Consider the following 16,651-nt stretch of genomic DNA (forward strand, 5'->3'; position numbering starts at 1 on the left):
AGTGACTACGAGAAAACTGTATAACGGCAGTTATCCGGAAAACTTCAGACAAATAATATGCGCGCTGTGCGAACTGTTCTTCGATCACAGCGATTACCGGCTACGCACCGGGCACAGGCATTTCAGCGATGACCCGAAACTGCATCGGAATGCCGTCACACTTGTTACTCCCAGCGTTCGATTCTCCGGTGCAAAACTGTCTCACGGCCAACGACAGGCGTTGAGCATCGAATGGGGCCGCGCTTCAGCCATGAGGCGCGGCAATTCACCCAAACCGGAGATAGCAAAAAATCATGACGACCTCAACCAGGAACGGACAGAACGACGGACAGCTCGCCATGCAAACACCATCGGTCGTGTCGGCCGAGGCGTGGGAGGCGGCCCGCGAGCAGATGCTAGTGAAGGAAAAAGCCCATACCCGTGCCCGTGACGCGCTGGCCGCAGAGCGCCGGCGCATGCCGTGGATGGCCGTGGACAAGGCGTATGCATTCGAGGGGCCGGCGGGCAAGGCCAGCCTGCTCGACTTGTTCGAAGGTCGGCGGCAGTTGATCGTCTACCGCGCCTTCTTCGAGCCGGGCGTGTTCGGCTGGCCCGAGCATGCCTGCCGGGGCTGCTCCATGGTGGCTGACCAGGTCGCGCACCTCGCGCACCTGAATGCCCGTGGCACCACGCTCGTGTTCGTCTCGCGAGCGCCTCAGGCGGACATCGCGCGGTTGAAGGCGCAGATGGGCTGGGAGATACCGTGGTTCACCGTCACGGATAGCTTCGACGCCGACTTCGGCGTGGCGGAGTGGCATGGCACGAACGTGTTCTACCGCGATGGCGACCGCGTGTTCCGCACGTACTTCATCAACAACCGCGGCGACGAGCAGATGGGCGGTACCTGGAACTACCTCGACATCACGCCGCTGGGGCGGCAGGAAGTTTGGGAGGACTCGCCCGCGGGCTATCCTCAGACGCCGACCTACAAGTGGTGGAACTGGCACGACAGCTACGTGCCAGACGCCGAACCCGACAAGAAGTGGGTTGAGGTGTCGGACGCCGGAGAGGCGGCGTTCCGGGACCAGGAAGGGAACGCAAAGCCGTGAGTCAGGCCGGTTCCAACGGAGTCGGCGGACGGCGACGGCGGGTCTGAGGGGGCCACGATCGGCTATGGCGCAATGGGCCGTGACCGGCCATGACCCGAAGGTCCGCGATGAAGAGCGGTTGCGCAGGCGTGACCGCCTGGAATGGGGCTACAGCCAGCGCCAGATGCCCGCGGCCCAACCGGTGAGCGGCCTATGAGCCCAAGTCGCGACGAGCCAGACGACGAGGCCGCCCAACAGCGCGTGCAAGCCGAACCCGCCCAGCCGCGCACGGCCAGCGGCGATCGCCGCGAACGGCACGTAGCTCGTCTTCGATTCCCACGCGGGCCAGAGATCGGGCTGGAGCTGCTCCTTCTTCCGGTCCTGTAGTGCAGCGCCGACGAGTGCGAGGACGACGATTGCCGTTGCAAGGATGATGCTCCTGGCCGCCGGAAACACTGCGGCGTGACATAGTCCCCAAAGAGCGAACGACCACATCATCGGGTGACGCGTCACGGCGAACACGCCGAGCGCCGCTTCCGGCAACGAGCCAGGCCGGCCGCCGGTGGGAAGCGCCGGATTGCGGATCAGAGAGCCCATCAGGAGGATCGACGCGATCAGCATGACGACGGTCACAAGCGCCCAGAGCGCGTCTCCTACGGGCCATAGCGGTGTCGTCAGGGGCGCCTTCAGGTAGGCCCAGATCAGCCAGCCGAACGTCAGGATCGCGACCAGCGAATAGACGCCCAGGAACCCCACTTCGCCGAGTGCGCGGACCAAAGGCCTGCGCAGCGGATGGGACAAGACAAAGTGACTGCCCACGAAGACGACTGCCGCCGCCAGAACCGCGTTGGTGCTTCCCATAGGTCGGGCTCCTCAAGTTATATTGTCGGCTGACCGGGTTGCCCTTATTACCAAGCTTCGTGGCAGGCCCGGCTCGATGCAGCCGGCATGGCGCGCGCTTCGGTATTGAAGGGGCATTCAATTGGACATTTCGTCATGGCAACTCACGCCGCTATGGCGGGACGGGAATCTGCGATTGTTCGATGTCCAGTACTGAAGATTACTACTTCGCGTGCAGCAAAACGCGCGACGAACGAATGACACAAGCGCACGGCAATGCGAAGCGCGTCGTCACAAGACCAGAGTTGCTCGCTTGGCATCGCGGGCGGGGTCGGCTACGCCATAACTAGAATAGATGAGAGAGAACATGCAATCACCAAACGCGGGGATGCCGGCTTCTTTAGATGGCACGTTATTCGGACTCGGACTTAATACACCGCCATGGCTAATGATTCCTTTGGCGCTGTTAGCCAGCGAGCTGTTACCGCTGCCGTTTGACTATGCTGCTGATCTGTTTTTTCCGCACCAGCAGATGGGCGGCCCGGGTCTGGGCTCACATGGCATTGTCGTTGCGTTGATTGTGGGCTGTCTGATCGGACCTCTGGCGGAAGCCGCATTCCATCAGTGGGGATGTATCACGTTCCTGCGGAAGAAAATGGGCGTAGGCCCCTGGGCAGCGGTCGTGTTGTCCGCAGCGCTGTTTGCATCAATGCATTTCTATAGCTGGAAATACGTGCTCACTACGTTTCCTGTTGGCCTTGTGCTGGGTTACGTATTCGTAGTCGAACAAACGCGCCGGGGCCGAGCCTTCGGGATGGTTGCATTGATTCATTCGTTGCGGAATGCCATTTCTATCGCGCTTCTTTTTTACTGGCTTTAACGCATCTGCGCCAGCCACGGAAACTGCTCGAGATGATCGGCCTCGAACGCGCGGATTTCATCGGCCTTGCGCAGCGTCAGCGCGATATCGTCGAGCCCGTTCAACAGACAGTACTTGCGAAAGGGATCGAGTTCGAAACCCAACTGGATCGCGCCATCGACGGTGCTGATGGTCTGCGCTTCGACATCGATTCGCAGGCGGAATGCGGGCGTTGCATAAAGCGCGTCGAACATTGCATCAACCTGCTGTTCGTCGAGCGTGATCGGCAACAGACCGTTCTTGAAGCTGTTCTGAAAGAAGATATCGGCGAAGCTCGGCGCGATCAGCACGCGAAAGCCATATTGATCCAGCGCCCACGGCGCCTGCTCGCGTGACGAACCGCAGCCGAAGTTCTTGCGCGTCAGCAGGATCGATGCGCCCTGATATTGCGGTTGATTCAGTTCGAAATCGGGGTTCAGCGGCCGCGCGCTGCAATCCTGCCCTGGCTCGCCGTGGTCGAGATAACGCCATTCGTCGAACAGGTTCGGACCGAAGCCGGTGCGACTTCGGCCAATTGTCTTTTTCACACACGAAATATAACCTGGCTATTAAAGGCCTTTCGCGCTCGGGCGCGCCTCTCACTGTTGCCCATTGGTCCGCTCAGTGCCAGCCATGCGGTGCATCGAAGATCGGTGAATTCAGTGCCGAAACGCACATCCACTCAGATGCTGTTGGTTGACAATGCCGCGGTGCCGCGCAGGAAGTAGGGGCGACAAACTTCGGGCTATCATTTGCGTGAAAGTGCCGCCTCCGGGACGGTCAGACTTGCGTTGAAGTTGATAGCAAGTTCATGGCTTGGGGGACGGCCTTGATACAACCGTCTTCCTTGTCACGAAACGTTTTGTACATGCCGGGCCCTTCTTCCAGGAACACCGTATGCGTGATGACAAATGACGGGTCGATCTGCCCTTCCTGACCACCGATTTCCAACAACGATGACTCGCCACGCTGAAAACCTTCGTTTTGATCTTACGACGCTCCGTCTATTCGAAGCGACAGCCGAACTAGGTGCCGTAACCAAGGCGGCGGACCGTCTTGCGCTTGCGCCGGCGGCGGCTTCAAGGCGCATCAGCGAACTGGAATCGCAGTTTGGTGTAGTGCTGTTCGAACGCCGCCCTCACGGCATGACGCTCACCGACGCAGGTCGCACCTTGCTTGCCCACGCACGCAGCATGATTCATTCGGCGGCGCGCATGCACGACGACGCATCTGCCTTCCGCCAAGGCGATCGTGGCGTCGTGAAAATTGCGGCTTGTACGTCCGCTGTTCTTCAGTTCCTCGCGGAAGATGTGCAGCGATGCCATGCAACGCATCCTGGCATCCGGATCGATCTGCAAGAATTGAACAGCCACGGCGTCATGCAGGCGCTTTCACGTAATGTCGTCGATATCGGCATCTACGAGTCCTCGCTGGGTCACCTCGATTTTCCGACCCGGAAGTATCGCGAGGACCGGCTCGTCGTGCTGACGACCGCCGATCATCCGCTCGCCGAACTCAAGCGGGTCACGCTCCATGACCTGTTCGCTTACGACGTGATTGGCCTGACCGAAGGTTCAGCAATATCAATCGCGCTCGGCCGTCTCGCGAACCATAGCGCTCGCGTCCTGCATATGCGCATCCGTGTGGGCAGCTTCGACAGCATGACCGCCATGGTCGCCGCGGGCGTAGGGATCGGCGTAATGCCGCTCGATGTCGCGCGGGTGCTGGCGAGCGGCAAGCGCTTCCGCGTGCTGCCAATCGAAGGCGCGTGGGCCACGCGCCAATTCTTGCTGTGCCACTTGCCGCCTGAATCCATGTCATCCTCCGCGCTGTCCGTGATCGAGCTCCTCGCAGCGCCGGTTTCGCAGAATTCGAAACCTGCGTAGCCTAATGAGCGATGGCGTTGGCCGCCGATCCTTTTTATCTTTAGGCGTCGTCGCTACCTGGAAAGAGTAGCGCTCCCATCGTTCTCGCTGCTGGAGTTCCATGTCTTCGCAACCCATTCGAATTGTCCTTAGCATCGGCGATCCCGCTGGCATCGGCGCCGAGATCATCGTGCGCCTGCTTGCGGATCCTTCCATTCGCCAAAAGGCGCATGTCACACTGATTGGCAATCACGACGCCATCGCGCGCGGCGCGTCGGCTGCCGGCGTCGAGTTGCCGCAAGCTGCCGACTGGCTCGATATTGCATCCTGGGCTGGCAGCGACGCGGTGTTCGCCCCGGGCGTCATCAGCGAGGCTAGTGGGCGCTTCATGCTGGATTCGCTGCGGCTCGCCGTGCAATACGTTGTCGATGGGCGCGCCGACGCCGTGTGTTTCGGGCCGCTCAACAAGAGCGCGCTGCGCGCGGGCGGCATGATGGAAGAAGACGAAATGCGCTGGTTCGCGAAGCTGCTGGATCACCAGGGCGTATGTGGCGAACTGAACGTGCTCGAACCGCTATGGACGGCGCGCGTCACCTCGCACATGCCGCTCAGGGAAGTCTCCGCGCATCTGTCGCCCCGAGCCGTGGCCGATGCGATCCGTATGCTGACTGAAGCGCTTCGGGCATCCGGAAACGCTGCGCCTCGTATCGGCGTGTGCGGGCTCAATCCGCATAACGGCGACCACGGCAACTATGGCACCGAAGAGAGCGACATTATCGAACCGGGTATGGCGCTCGCGGAGTCGCAGGGGTTTGTATCGACGGGTCCGTATCCCGCGGACACGATCTTTCTGCGTGCGCGAGCCGGCGAACTCGACGGCATTGTCACGATGTATCACGATCAGGGGCAGATCGCGACCAAGCTGCTCGGCTTCGACGTAGGCGTCACCGTGGAAGGCGGCTTGCCGATTCCGTTGACGACTCCGGCGCACGGCACGGCGTATGACATCGTCGGCCAGGGCAAGGCGAGCGGCACCGCGATGGCGCGCGCCTTCGATGTCGCCTGCCGCATGGTCCGATCCCGGCAGAGCGCCGCCGTCTGAACGTCGCACGTTCTGTTGTCCCACAACCAATACAGACTGGCCGCGCGCGTCGCGCGTAAGCCGGCAATCTTCCGGAGGAGACATGAATCCAGAATTGACGCGTTCCCCCCGTACGCACGTTCAGCAGGGCGTGCTCGCGCTCCTGTGTGCGATGTCATTCATCCTGTATCTCGATCGGGTTAACCTCGCTGCCGCAGCTGGACCAATCAAAGCCGAACTCGGCCTGTCGAACACCACGCTGGGCGTCGCATTCTCGGCGTTCGGCTATACGTATGCGATTTTTCAGATCATCGGCGGCTGGCTCGCCGACCGCATGGGCGCGCGCCGCACGTTGCTGATCTGCGGCTCGATATGGGTTGTCGCGACTATCGCAACGGGTCTGGTCGGCGGTCTTGCATCGCTGTGCGCGGCGCGATTGTTGCTCGGCATCGGCGAAGGCGCGGCTCTGCCCGCTCAGGCGCGCGCCATTGCGAACTGGTTTCATACGAAAGACCGTGGCTTCGTTCAAGGCGTCACCCATTCGTCGTCGCGGCTCGGCAACGCCGCGGCGCCGACGCTGGTCGTGTTGCTTGCGACGCTCTATTCGTGGCGTCTGTCGTTCATCCTCGTCGGCGGCTTCACGGCGGTGTGGATCGTCGTGTGGATGGTGTATTACCGGGACGATCCGCGCGCACATGGGCGCGTCAACGAAGCAGAACTCGCATGTCTGCCTGTCGGCATGGTCCATCAGTCGCAGGAACTTCAAGGCACTCCGTGGCGTCGCATCCTGCGCCGCATGTCGCCTACGATCTTCGTGTACTTCTGCCAGGTGTGGAGCAACACGCTGTTTTTCAGTTGGGTGCCGCTCTTCTTCCTGCACGGCTACGGATTGAATCTCAAGGAATCTGCCATATTTTCTTCTGGCGTGTTTCTCGCCGGCGTGGTCGGTGACGTCCTTGGGGGCTTCCTGAGCGACCGGGTGTTAAAGCGTACGGGCAACCTCAAGCTTGCGCGTCAGGGGGTGATTGCGTTCAGTCTGCTTGGTGCGTTCGTCTTCATGATTCCGGTGATGATCAGCCGGGACCTGACAGTCGTGACGCTGTGCTTGTCCGGCGCATTCTTCATGCTCGAACTGACCATCGGGCCAATCTGGGCAGTGCCTATGGATGTGGCGGAACGCCATGCGGGCACGGCGAGCGGCATGCTCAATACGGGCGCCGCCTTGGCCACGATCATCTCGCCCGTCGTGTTCGGGGCGGTGATCGATGCGACCGGAAACTGGAGCCTGCCGTTCGTCGGATCCTTGCTCTTCCTGCTACTTGGGGCGGCGATGACACTAAAAATTCGGCCAGACCTCGACATTGGTGAGGGCCTCGATCCGTCGGGTAACGCTGACCCAATCCCGGCTCAGCGTAGTCAGCGAATGAACAAAGGAGGGGAGGAAAAAAGCGTCACGGTCATGGACGCAGATGCGAGCTAAATTAGATGCGTATTTATCGCATAACTTAATGCTGCGTTCTCCTCAAGGCGCACCACGCCGATTCCGACCGAAACCCGCAACCAGTTGCTTATGAAACCTGTTTGAGGGGTGTTGTACTAGGGCGCGTACTTCGGCAACAGCGCTGTCAGTGCCGATACGCGCTCCTTCAGCACTTCATGCAGCTGCCGGATCGCGGGAAAGAACTGCTTGCGATGCGTGCAGATCAGGTTCAGCGGCGCCGCCTCACCGGGCTGCTCGGGCATCAGTACTTCGAGCCGGCCCGTCTGCACGTCGGCGCACACGTCGAGCCACGATTTGTACGCAATGCCCTGGCCCTCGATCGCCCAGCGCCGTGCCACGTCGGCGTCGTCGCAAAAGAGCGACCCGGCGACGGCCACCTGGCGGAGCTCGCCCCCCACGGGGAACACCCATTTGTCGTACACGCGGCCGCCCAGGACATAGAGCAGGCAGTGGTGGCCTGCCAGTTCATCCAGCGTGCGTGGCCGCCCATGCCGTTGCAGATAGGCGGGCGACGCCACGAGCACACGCCGATTGTCGCTGGCCAGCGGCAGCGCGACGTAGCTCGCGTTATCGGCGCGGCCGTAGCGGATGGCGATCTCGACCGGATCGCGAAACATGTCGGTCAGTTGATCGGACAAAAAGAGCCGCACCGACAGCTTCGGATGCGCCTCGCGAAACGCAGTGATCCAGGGCAGCAGAACATTGCGGCCCAGATCCGACGGCGCGGCGATCTGCAAAGGCCCCTGCAGCGCGTCCGCCGCGCCCTGCAGGCACTCCCGCCCCTCCTGCAATGTCGCTAGCATCTGCTTCGCATACGGCAGATATTCCTCCCCCTGGGCAGTAAGCCGCAGGCTGCGCGTTGAGCGTGCGAACAAACGAACGTCGAGCTCGCGCTCAAGCCGCTGAATTGCCGCGCTGACCTGGCCCGGCAGCAGGGCCGCTTCGCGGGCGGCGTTCGAGAAGCTGCCGAGCGCGGCAGTGCGCACGAACAGCGCCAGGTCGTCGAACCGGATCATTTTCATTCCTGTAGTGAAAGTTTTACCCGATTCTCCCTGTTTTTCGAACGGCTTGTGCAGCGCATCATTAAACAACGTCCGAGCCGCTAACGCGGCTCGCTCTCGAACACCACGCCAGTAATGCAGATGAAAGCCATCGTTTATGACCAGCCCGGGTTGCCGATCGAAGATCCGCGTGCACTCTACGAAACGGAATTGCCGAAGCCCGAGCCGGGTCCGCGCGATCTGCTCGTGAAGATTCGCGCCATCGCCGTGAACCCCGTCGACACCAAGGTTCGTGCGGGAATGCTCGGCGACACGCCGCGCTTGCTTGGATGGGATGCCGTCGGGACGGTCGAAGCCGTCGGCGCCGCCGTCACGCTGTTCAAGGTCGGCGATAGCGTGTTTTACGCCGGCTCCGTCGCCCGCTCCGGCGCCTATGCCGAGTACGGCGTCGTCGACGAGCGCATCGCCGGTCATCAACCCACCACGCTCGATGACGCGCGTGCCGCCGCATTGCCGCTCACTTCACTCACAGCCTGGGAGCTGCTGTTTGATCGTCTCTGCGTTGCCGAGGGCGGGGGCGACGGCGATGCGATTCTGATCATCGGCGCGGCCGGTGGCGTCGGCTCGATTCTCACTCAGCTCGCGCGGCAACTGACGAAGCTGCGCGTGATCGGTACGGCATCACGACCGCAGACCCAAGAATGGGTTCGCGATCTGGGAGCGCACGACGTCATCGATCACGCCCGCCCGCTGGAAGAAGAGCTGCGCCGGATCGGCGTTGAGAAGGTGCGCTATGTCGCGAGCCTCACGCATACCGAGGAACGCTATGCCCAGATCGTCGACGTGCTCGCGCCGCAAGGCAAGCTTGGCGTCATCGACGATCCGAAAACGCTCGACGCGATGCCGCTCAAGTTGAAAGCGATCTCGCTGCACTGGGAACTCATGTTCACGCGGTCTCTATTCGAGACGCCCGACATGATCCGCCAGCACGAGATTCTCGAGCGCATCGCAACGCTAATCGACGCAGGCACGCTGCGTACGACGCTCGGCGAGCATTTCGGGGCGATCAACGCCGAAAATCTGCGGCGCGCGCACGCCCTCATCGAAAGCAATCGCGCGCGCGGCAAGATCGTTCTCGAAGGGTTTTGAGTCACCAGCCGGCTTTCTGTTTTGATTGCTTGTCCGTCTCCATAAGAAGATATCGCCATGAATTTGATTGATGCCGTACAAACCCGTCACACCGTCAAAGCATTTGAGCCGGGTCGTTCGTTGCCGCAAGCATCGGTCGATGCCTTGCTCGCCGCGCTTCACTACAGTCCTTCGTCGGTCAACTCGCAGCCTTGGCACTATGTCGTCGCGTCGACGCCAGAAGGCCGCGCGCGCATGGCCAAGGCAACGCAAGGCGCCTACGCGTACAACGAACCGAAAGTGGTGAACGCCTCGCACGTGATCGCACTGTGCATGCGTACCGATATGGACGCGGCTCACCTCGACGCTGTCCTCGAGCAGGAAGGCCACGACGGGCGGTTCCAGGTCGACGGAGCGAAGGGCATGCAGGATAAGACGCGCCGCTCGTATGTGGACATGCACCGCTACGAGTTGCGCGACGTGCCTCAGTGGATGGAGAAGCAAGTGTATCTTGCGCTGGGCGGACTACTCGTCAGCGCGGCCGTGCTCGGCATCGACGCGACGCCGATGGAAGGCTTCGATTCACGCGCGCTCGACCTCGAGCTTGGGCTGCGCGAACGCGGGCTTACGAGCGTCGTGCTGGCGGCCTTCGGCCATCGCAGCGAGCAGGATTTCAATGCCAGGCTACCGAAGTCGCGCCTGCCGCGCGAGCAGCTCTTCACTTTCATGTGATCGTAGCGGCACGCCGGTCTTTCGGCGTGCTGTTTTGCAGGCAAGGTCCGCTAAGGTCAGCGGAATGTAGACGTCAAATGAAAGCGCGCCCACCGGGCGCGCTTTCATTACGTTCGCGACGTACGCGTAAAGTCGACCAGCTACACCTGTGACTGACCCCGGCAAGGCCCCGGCCAATCAGTTCCACACTGAGCTTGCCGGGTCAGCACACATGGGTCTATACGTACTCCGTGTGACTCGGCGTTTCAATGTCGCCTAGACGGTCGAGGCCCGCTTCCACCGGCACCACAGCGAGTTGGCCAAACACGTTCGCCAAGGCAAGATCCGCGGAATCATACGCGTGGGCGCCGTCGAGCAAACTGAAGAGGCCCAACGTCAGGCCATTTTTTCGGATCGGAATATTGAGTGTGCTTTCGCAACCAATACTCCAGAGCGTCTCGTATTCGGAGAAAGCAGACTTGACATCGGCCTTCGTTGATCCGACGTAGATTTTCCCGTCCAGCAGAACATGCTGAACCCATGGGCTGCGGGTGACCCGCTTCACGCCTCCGACGGGACCGATGTCCGGCCGGTTGCTGTACACCCGGCACATACGACTGGATTCGGCGTCAAACGCCAGCACAGTGAAATAGCGCTGTCCGAACACGGCAGTCATCTCCCGTTCGAAAGTCTTCCAGACGTCGCTCTCGGGTTTGCCTTCGGCGAGTGCCGTTGCCACTGCTTTCACTGCATCGAGTGCAATGTCGGATTTCTGGTTCGTCATGATTCGTCTTTAGTTCCGGATTTCGCTTTGGAGCCCGATGCGATCAGGCGCCCAGTTCCCTGACCTCGATCGCCTCGAGCGACAGGCCTTTTGTCTTCACGCCCATCGTCACCACCGCGATGGCGCCGGCGAGTAGCACGGCGGTCGTCACGCCGAACACGCCGCCAAAGCCCAGCGCCGGGAAGATGTAGCCGACGAGGATGGGCGAAACGATCGCACCAATCCGGCCGATCGCCGATGCGACACCCGCACCCGTTGTCCGGATCGTGGTCGGAAACACTTCGCTCGTGTAGGCGTAGACGCCCGCATAAGTTCCGTTCATGAAGAACGACAGACAGATGCCCGCTGCAGTGATCGCTTCATTGCTCTGAAGCTGCGTCATCGACAGCGCTGCGATTCCGCCAAGGACCATATAACTGGCGATCGTTGCCTGGCGACCGATCTTTTCGTTAAGCCACGCAGCCGAGAAATAGCCAGGTATCTGCGCGACATAGATGGCGATCGAATAGGCAAAACTCTTCGTGATGCTCATCCCGTGTTGCATGAGCAAGCCGGGGATCCACGTGAAAAACGAGTAGTAGCTAAACGTGATTGCAAACCACATCGCCCATGTCATCGCGGTGATGCGGGCCTGCTTGCCGCGCCACAACGCCTTGAAGTTGGCGACGAACGAAGGATGCGCGTTTTCCTGATTCACTACCGGCGGCGCGCTTTCTTGAGGAGCCAGTCGATATCCCGTCGCGAGCAGTTCTTTCTCGATCGTGTCGACGATCCGCTCCGCTTCGTCATGACGTCCGCGGCTTTCCAGCCAGCGCGGCGACTCCTGCAACGCGCGTCGCCACCACAGCAGCATCAGAATCGGCACGCCGGTCAAAACGAGGACGATGCGCCAGCCGTCATCCGATGCCGGCACGATCATGTAGCCGAGTAGCGCGGCTGCCACAAAGCCGAACGAGAAGAAACCCGCCAACGATCCGACGAAGCTGCCGCGAAACCGTCGCGCGACGAATTCCGCCAGATACGGCGCGATGATCGCGCTTTCCGCGCCGGTGCCGACACCCGCACAGATCCGCGAAATCAGGAAGGTTTCCCAGCCATGCGTCGAGGCACTCACGAAGGACGACACTGCATAGATCAGCAGCGCATACATCATCACGCGGCGGCGCCCGATCATGTCGCCCAGCAAACCGGCGGCAAGTGCGCCGAACATATAGCCCACATACGTACTGCTGCCGAGCAGGCCCGTCTGCACACTGCTGAGATTCCACTGAATGCGCAGGACCGGAAGGATAAACGCGACAACGGCGGCGTCCATTGCATCGAAGGTGTAGCCCAGCCCACCGATGATGAGCAGTCGCCGATGAAACTTCGAGAACGGCCAACTTTCGATTCTTGTTGAAACAGTTGACATGCGACTACTCCCGTCGGCGCAAGGACGCCGTGTTAAGCGGTCAGGTTGTTGACGTAGAACTGGCCGCCCTTCATCACCGCGCGCAGCGTGCCAGGTTGCTGGAAAACGGCGAGGTCCTCGAGCGGATTACGGTCGAGCACGATCAGATCGGCGTGCGCTCCCTGCGCGACCACGCCGATTTTTCCTGTCTGGTTCATCATTTCCGCATTGACGGAGGTCGCGCTTTTGAGAATGTCGGCGGGTTTCATCGCGGCCTGCCGCAGGGTGAATTCTTCGTATTGACAAGCGTGCATGTCGCCGAGCAGATCCGAACCGAGACCGATCTTCACGCCCGCGGACTGCGCGATGCGAATCGCTTCGATGCCCAGGTGCTTGACGCGGTCGGCCTTTTCACGCATCGCGGGTGACCAGCCCAGCTTCTCTCCGTTGCGCTCGATCGCAGCGTACGTCGCCAGCGTCGGAACGAGGTACGCACCATATTCGGCCATCAGTTGTGCGGTCTCGAGATCGAGCAGATTGCCGTGCTCGATCGAGCGGATGCCGGCCCGGACGGCGCGCTGGATCGCTTCGGGAGCGTAGGCGTGGGCCATCACGTAAGTCCGCGCGGCCTTCGCTTCTTCGACGATCGCAGTGAGTTCTTCGATCGAGTATTGAGTGCCTTCCAGCGGATCGTTCGGTGTCGATACACCGCCGCCGGCCATCACCTTGATATGCGTCGCGCCGTTGCGGATTTCATTGCGGGCCGCGCGTCGCACTTCGGACACGCCGTCGGCCACAGCGCCGAGCAAACCGATGGCACCGCAGCACGCGCAGTTCATGCCTGGATAGAAGGCAGGGCGCGCATCGCCGTGACCGCCGGTCTGCGTCAGCGCACGGCCAGCAATGAAAAGGCGCGGGCCTGCGAAGTGGCCCTGTTCGATGGCCTGCACGAGACCCGAATCCGCGCCGCCTGCATCACGCACAGTGGTGTAACCGCGCTTGAGCATCTGTTCGAGAATGTCGCTGGTCTGCGCCGTCACTAGCGACTGCGGCATCATCGACAGCTTGAAGAAGTCGGGGACGGTCGCAGCGACATGAACGTGCCCATCGATCAGCCCTGGCAACACGACACGGCCGGCGACGTCGATTTCCTGCGCGTCATCCACATCGAGCGAACCGCGAGTCACCGTACCGATCTTGCCGTTCTCGACCACGATCGTCGTTTCGGGGTTCAGCTCGCCCGTGAAACTGTCGAAAAGATTGGCGTTGCGAAAAACGATGCGTGTCATGGGGATGAATCCGTTCCGTTGTAGATGGAAAAGATTCTTGCATCGTTCTTTTTTGGCAACAACGACACTCGATTTAAAATTTTGTTGCCTTTTCGGCAACATATTGTCAAATCGGAAACGGGTAGGTCGGAGGCGAATGAGCGATTTTTCGATAGCACGAATGCGGTATCTGTTCGAGGCGGTGCGACTCGGCGGCATCCGTGCTGCAGCCGATTTTCTGGACGTTGCGCCGTCGGCAGTCAGCCGACAGATCGCGCTGCTGGAGAAGACAGCGCGCACCGCTCTGCTCGAGACGAACCGTCGCGGGGCTAATCCGACGGAAGCCGGCCGGATCCTGCTGGCGTACTACAGGGAGCATGTTTCCCGCGAGGAAGCGCTCATTTCACAGCTGGACGGGATTCACGGACTCCAGCATGGCAACGTCGCCGTCGGCGCAATCCAGGGATTCACCGAGGATCTGATGAATCGCGCGTTGCGGGAGTTTCAGCAGCAGCATCCGAATGTGACGCTTACGCTAAGACTGGGTAGCGTGAATGACATCCTCGCGTGGTTGCAGGACGATCATGTGCATCTCGGCCTTACTCATGGCCCCAGGCTCAACCTTCATGCGGTACGCCTGAAAGAGGCGGCGTCTTCGACACAGCCGGTGTGCGCGATCGTGAAGACGGGGCACCCGTTGACGCAGCTTCCGGTGGTACGTGCAAGGGATCTCTTCGACCATCCGTTCGGACTGGCGAGCGCGGCGTTCGGCACGCGAATGATTGCCGATGAGGTCGAAGCACTCGAGAACCGTCATTTCAAGGTTGTGCTCGAATGCGACCACCTGATTGGGTTGATGAGTTTCGTCAGAGCGGGGATGGGCGTCACGCTGCTGCCCGCATTCTTCGTCCATGACGACGTTCAGCGGGGTGTCGTTCAGGCGTTACCGATCCGGCACAAGTTGATGGAAGCGGCTCAGGCGCAACTCATCGTCAGGCGCGGCCGGGAATTGCCGGTTAGCGCGCTAAAGCTGCAACGAATGCTGACGGCCAACCTGTTGGCGTTTTCTGCGCATGCTGCTGCGCAGGAAAGATAGGGCGGTCGCATACCTCCGGGTGCCGAGCCGCCATGGTTCTCGACAACGCCGTGTTGGTCAGAGCAGCCTTGGCGCGTAAAACGACCAGAATGATCAATGGTTCGACGCAGCGGTGGGACGCTTACTGATTTGTCCAAACCAGGACCGACGGAAGGGGGCCGTATTGTCGAAATCGTTGGCGAAGGAAATACATTTCGGGCACATTATGGTGTAAGCGTTTAATAATTTGCGGGCCAACGCGACCCCTCACAAGCTTCGGTCGTCGGCGATAGACGGATGCAGTGAAGCAGGGGTAGCTGCTTGAATGGTGCGTCCCCGCGCCGGCAGGACCGCCTCAGTCCACGATAACCAGCCCCAAAAAAACACAGTTTATGACGCAGGAATCCACGTCTCCCGCCTCTCCCGCAGTACCGGTCCAGCATCCGCCCCTACAGGGCGGCCAGCTCGTGATCGCCACGATCGTGGTGGCGCTTGCGACTTTCATGACCGTGCTGGACACGTCGATCGCGAACGTCGCGGTGCCCAACCTCTCGGGTAATCTCGGGGTGTCGGTCGATGAAGGAACGTGGGTCATCACGATCTTTGCCGCCGCCAATGCCGTGTCCATTCCACTGACGGGGTGGCTCACGCAGCAGATCGGTCAGATCCGGCTTTTCGTCGGCGCGATTCTGATGTTCGTTTTCGCTTCGTGGCTTTGCGGCATCGCACCGGACTTGCCGTTCCTGCTGGGCGCGCGGGTTTTGCAGGGCCTGGTGGCCGGCCCGCTCATTCCTTTGTCCCAGGCCGTCCTGCTCAGCTCCTATCCGAGGGCCCGGGCCAACATGGCGCTGGCGCTCTGGGCAATGACCGCCACAGTGGGCCCGATCGCGGGGCCGGTGCTCGGCGGTTGGATCACTGACAATTACAGCTGGTCCTGGATCTTCTACGTCAACATCCCGGTCGGATTTATCGCGGCCAGTGCCACCTGGTTCATTTACCGAAAGCGCGAAACGCCGACCAGGAAACTGCCAATCGACGCGGTAGGGCTTGCGCTGCTCGTGACGTGGGTTGGGTCGCTTCAGGTGATGCTCGACAAGGGGAGGGATCTTGACTGGTTCTCGTCGCCCTTCATCGTTGCGCTGGGGCTGACTGCGCTCGTCAGCTTCGCGTTCTTTCTTGTGTGGGAGCTGACAGAGGCGCATCCGGTCGTCGACCTCAGGCTCTTCGCATTGCGCAATTTCAGCAGCGGCACGATTGCGATTTCCGTTTCCTACGCGCTTTACTTCGGCAACCTTGTGCTGCTGCCGCAGTGGATGCAGGAGTATCTCGGCTACCGGGCTTACGATGCCGGCCTTGTCACGGCGCCCGTCGGCATCTTCACGGTTCTACTTTCTCCTTTTATCGGGCGCCTGCTTCACTGGTTTGATGCCAGGGTCCTGGTGTCGGTCGCGTTCGTGGGTCTGTCCGGTGTGTTCTTCATGCGCACGCAGTATCTGAGTACGGTGGATGCGTGGCATCTGGTGATACCGACCTTGCTGCAAGGCATTCCAACCGTGCTTTGGTTCGTTCCGCTCGTGTCGATCATTCTTTCTGGCTTGCCTCCTGAGCGCATCCCTGCAGCGGCAGGGTTGTCCAATTTCGCGCGTATTTTCTGCGGCGCGGTTGGCACGTCCATCGCCGGCACCGTATGGAATCATCGGACGGTTGTGCATCACGTGCGACTCACCGAGCAGGCGAGCATCGACAATCCGGTTTTCAACCAGACCATCGCGACATTGCAATCGCAATTCCATCTGGATCTGGGCGCCGCTTACGCATCGTTCGAATCGATGGTCGCGAGTCAGGCTGCGGTCATGGGTCTCGACGATTTCTTCTATGCGTCCACGTTCATCTTCATTCTGATCATCCCGCTCATCTGGATTACGCGTCCGATAAAGAGTGGAGACTCGGCAGAAGCGTCCGCAGCTCATTGAAATGACCGCGATCCGAAAACCCCTCGCACGCCGAGGTATTTAGAACGAGGTGGTCCTTGCTACCTGCGC

The 16,651-nt window shown here is 60.8% G+C and carries 16 protein-coding genes; 9 read left to right on the forward strand and 7 right to left on the reverse strand.

The window, feature by feature from the left end; genetic code table 11:
- Positions 1-293 precede the first annotated feature (293 nt).
- Complete coding sequence (locus P0D84_RS22295; RefSeq protein ID WP_408340435.1) at positions 294-1,088, forward strand: DUF899 domain-containing protein; 795 nt, start codon at positions 294-296, stop codon at positions 1,086-1,088.
- Positions 1,089-1,235: 147 nt separating this feature from the next.
- Here the strand turns inward: P0D84_RS22295 and P0D84_RS22300 are convergent, their stop codons facing one another.
- Positions 1,236-1,928: an NnrU family protein gene (locus tag P0D84_RS22300; protein WP_408340437.1), complete on the reverse strand. Its 693-nt coding sequence runs from the start codon at positions 1,926-1,928 to the stop codon at positions 1,236-1,238.
- A gap of 346 nt (positions 1,929-2,274) precedes the next feature.
- Between P0D84_RS22300 and P0D84_RS22305 the strand changes: the two genes are divergently transcribed.
- Positions 2,275-2,787: a CPBP family intramembrane glutamic endopeptidase gene (locus P0D84_RS22305; protein WP_408340439.1), complete on the forward strand. Its 513-nt coding sequence runs from the start codon at positions 2,275-2,277 to the stop codon at positions 2,785-2,787.
- On the opposite strand, the gene leuD is transcribed toward P0D84_RS22305, so the two are convergent.
- Entirely contained in the window at positions 2,784-3,353 is a 570-nt protein-coding gene (gene leuD, locus P0D84_RS22310; protein WP_408340441.1) for a 3-isopropylmalate dehydratase small subunit, read from the reverse strand. The two genes, P0D84_RS22305 and leuD, sit on opposite strands and share 4 nt — an antisense overlap.
- A gap of 232 nt (positions 3,354-3,585) precedes the next feature.
- A complete protein-coding gene (locus P0D84_RS22315) occupies positions 3,586-3,759 on the reverse strand; it encodes a hypothetical protein (RefSeq protein WP_408346350.1) in 174 nt (57 codons plus the stop codon).
- Between the two features lie 2 nt (positions 3,760-3,761).
- On the opposite strand from P0D84_RS22315, the gene P0D84_RS22320 reads away from it, so the two are divergent.
- The 3 genes from P0D84_RS22320 (at position 3,762) to P0D84_RS22330 (ending at position 7,231) form a co-directional block, all read left to right on the forward strand.
- Positions 3,762-4,691, forward strand: a complete 930-nt coding sequence (locus P0D84_RS22320) for a LysR family transcriptional regulator (RefSeq protein ID WP_408340443.1) — start codon at positions 3,762-3,764, stop codon at positions 4,689-4,691.
- A 100-nt stretch (positions 4,692-4,791) separates the two neighbouring features.
- Entirely contained in the window at positions 4,792-5,772 is a 981-nt protein-coding gene (locus tag P0D84_RS22325; protein ID WP_408340445.1) for a 4-hydroxythreonine-4-phosphate dehydrogenase PdxA, read from the forward strand.
- A gap of 82 nt (positions 5,773-5,854) precedes the next feature.
- The gene (locus P0D84_RS22330; protein ID WP_408340447.1) at positions 5,855-7,231 is read left to right on the forward strand and encodes an MFS transporter; all 1,377 of its coding nucleotides are present in this window, start codon (positions 5,855-5,857) and stop codon (positions 7,229-7,231) included.
- A 116-nt stretch (positions 7,232-7,347) separates the two neighbouring features.
- On the opposite strand, the gene P0D84_RS22335 is transcribed toward P0D84_RS22330, so the two are convergent.
- Positions 7,348-8,268: a LysR family transcriptional regulator gene (locus tag P0D84_RS22335; protein WP_408340449.1), complete on the reverse strand. Its 921-nt coding sequence runs from the start codon at positions 8,266-8,268 to the stop codon at positions 7,348-7,350.
- 126 nt (positions 8,269-8,394) lie between these two features.
- Between P0D84_RS22335 and P0D84_RS22340 the strand changes: the two genes are divergently transcribed.
- Complete coding sequence (locus P0D84_RS22340) at positions 8,395-9,402, forward strand: zinc-binding alcohol dehydrogenase family protein (RefSeq protein ID WP_408340451.1); 1,008 nt, start codon at positions 8,395-8,397, stop codon at positions 9,400-9,402.
- Positions 9,403-9,459: 57 nt separating this feature from the next.
- Positions 9,460-10,113 carry an oxygen-insensitive NAD(P)H nitroreductase gene (nfsB, locus tag P0D84_RS22345; protein ID WP_408340453.1) on the forward strand — a complete coding sequence of 218 codons (654 nt, stop codon included), beginning with the start codon at positions 9,460-9,462 and terminating at the stop codon, positions 10,111-10,113.
- A gap of 217 nt (positions 10,114-10,330) precedes the next feature.
- Here the strand turns inward: nfsB and P0D84_RS22350 are convergent, their stop codons facing one another.
- Genes P0D84_RS22350 through P0D84_RS22360 form a run of 3 tightly spaced genes read right to left on the reverse strand, consistent with a single transcriptional unit; the run spans position 10,331 to position 13,555 of the window.
- A complete protein-coding gene (locus P0D84_RS22350) occupies positions 10,331-10,876 on the reverse strand; it encodes a GAF domain-containing protein (protein WP_408340455.1) in 546 nt (181 codons plus the stop codon).
- A gap of 43 nt (positions 10,877-10,919) precedes the next feature.
- Entirely contained in the window at positions 10,920-12,287 is a 1,368-nt protein-coding gene (locus P0D84_RS22355; protein WP_408340457.1) for an MFS transporter, read from the reverse strand.
- Between the two features lie 32 nt (positions 12,288-12,319).
- On the reverse strand, positions 12,320-13,555 hold the full coding sequence (locus P0D84_RS22360) for a metal-dependent hydrolase family protein (protein ID WP_408340459.1): 1,236 nt from the start codon (positions 13,553-13,555) through the stop codon (positions 12,320-12,322).
- 136 nt (positions 13,556-13,691) lie between these two features.
- On the opposite strand from P0D84_RS22360, the gene P0D84_RS22365 reads away from it, so the two are divergent.
- Positions 13,692-14,630, forward strand: a complete 939-nt coding sequence (locus P0D84_RS22365; RefSeq protein ID WP_408340461.1) for a LysR family transcriptional regulator — start codon at positions 13,692-13,694, stop codon at positions 14,628-14,630.
- A gap of 371 nt (positions 14,631-15,001) precedes the next feature.
- Positions 15,002-16,582 (forward strand): DHA2 family efflux MFS transporter permease subunit, encoded by a 1,581-nt coding sequence (locus tag P0D84_RS22370; RefSeq protein WP_408340463.1) that lies wholly within the window; start codon positions 15,002-15,004, stop codon positions 16,580-16,582.
- Positions 16,583-16,651: the final 69 nt, after the last annotated feature.

Origin of the sequence: Paraburkholderia sp. RL17-337-BIB-A (assembly GCF_046025895.1) — a bacterium.
Taxonomy (GTDB): Bacteria; Pseudomonadota; Gammaproteobacteria; order Burkholderiales; family Burkholderiaceae; genus Paraburkholderia; species Paraburkholderia fungorum_C.